Source organism: Asticcacaulis sp. (assembly GCF_035497195.1).
GTDB lineage: Bacteria > Pseudomonadota > Alphaproteobacteria > Caulobacterales > Caulobacteraceae > Asticcacaulis.
In genome coordinates this window covers 1-1661 of record NZ_DATJDZ010000020.1, presented here as the reverse complement: position 1 = coordinate 1661, position 1661 = coordinate 1, and the positions used below count along the sequence as shown (strand labels likewise).

Here is a 1661-nt window from a genome sequence, read left to right as displayed (position 1 = left end):
TGCCATAGCACATTGGGAAGCGGCCTATCGAAGGGCGGCAATACCTTGATGGAGACAAGGGCGCGTAGCGCCCGCCGGCTTCATCAAGGCAGTCCGGCCAGCGGGTCTCTAAAGAGAAGTTGTCGACACAACCCTTTGGAGGCTGACCGATCATGACCAAGCTTTATTCTACGCCACCCGACGCCGTGCTGGTAGCTATCGATATGTCGAAGCACCGCCAGGAAGTCCTCCTCGAACGACCGGAAGGCGGCCGCCGTCGCCGCATGACCGTCATGGCGACGAAGGCGGACTATGACCGGCTGGCGGACGATCTGACCGCCATCAGCCGGCCCGTGATCGTCGGATTCGAAGCAACCGGCAACTATCATCGCACACTGGCGCATCGATTGCTGTCCGCGGGGTTCGAACTGCGCCTGATTTCGTCGGTCGCTCTGGCCCGGACGCGCGAAGCGCTGCACAATGGCTGGGACAAGAATGATTCCAAGGATGCGCAGGTGATCCTGCACATGCTGCGGATCGGTACAACCCAGCGCTATGTCGATCCGCTGGCCGCCGGCATCAATGACCTGCAGGAGATGTCGAAGACCCACGAAGCCATTTCCAGGGCGAAGACCCAGACGTGGCATCGGATCCTCACCCACTACCTGCCGCTGTATTTCCCGGAGATCGAGCGTTTCGCCGGCAACAGCCGGTCCGACTGGTTTCTGGCGCTGATCGAACGGTTCCCGACGCCGGGTAGCATTACCTCGATCGGACGCGAAGCGTTCACCGAACAGGCATGGCCCTTGATCGGTCGCAAGGTCTCCAAGGCCCGGGTGGTCAACGATATCTACGAGACCGCCTGCGCGTCGATCGCGCTGCCGATCGACGAAGATTCCACGGCGGTCGCCATGTTCCGTATGGTCATCGCCCAGGCACGCACCCTGATTCAGCAACGCAACGAGATCGAGCGGATCGCCCATGACGCGCTGGCGACGAACAGCGATTACCAGCTCCTTCGCATGATCCCCGGCATCGGTCCGATCAACGCCCTGACGATCCTGGCCGAGGCCGGGGACCTGCGGCGCTTCAGCCACCATCGCCAGTTCCTCAAGTTCTGCGGTCTCGACCTCGCCACCTACCAGTCAGGGATATTTCGGGGGCGGACCAAGCTGTCGAAGTACGGCAACGCCCGCCTGCGACGCACCTTCTGGATGGCCACCCAGGTCGCGATCCGACAACCCAACAACAGCTTCCGCGACAAGCTCTCCCGCTATGTCGACGGCCGTGCCGACGATCCCGATCGCCGCCGCAAGGCGATGACCGCTCTCACCGCCAAGATGGCGCGCGTCGTGCACGCCGTCATCAAGACGGGAACCGAGTACCGCCCGTTCGTCGAACGGGCGGACACCAGATGGAAGGACCCCTCTCTGCTGTGCCGTGAGGGCGCTACGGCGACCCTGTAGATAATGTTCGGGCCTTCCATCTGGCATGCGCATCTCATCTTAAGGACGGTGAGGACCACAACCTCGACATTCGATGGATCCTGTGTTTGCTATGGCCGAGAGTGCTTTCCTTGACGATGGAAGCCATCTGGATCATAAAATCATCAACGCCGATCACCCTCGGCGTAACGAGACCTGCTGGCCTTTTCCCGCCGCTGCTTCCCAACATAGGACGTT

1 pseudogene is annotated in these 1661 nt (G+C 61.5%); it reads left to right on the top strand.

What is annotated here, in order from left to right:
- The first annotated feature begins 152 nt into the window (after positions 1 to 152).
- Positions 153 to 1449, top strand: a pseudogene (locus tag VL130_RS13370) (IS110 family transposase).
- The last annotated feature ends 212 nt before the right edge of the window (positions 1450 to 1661 follow it).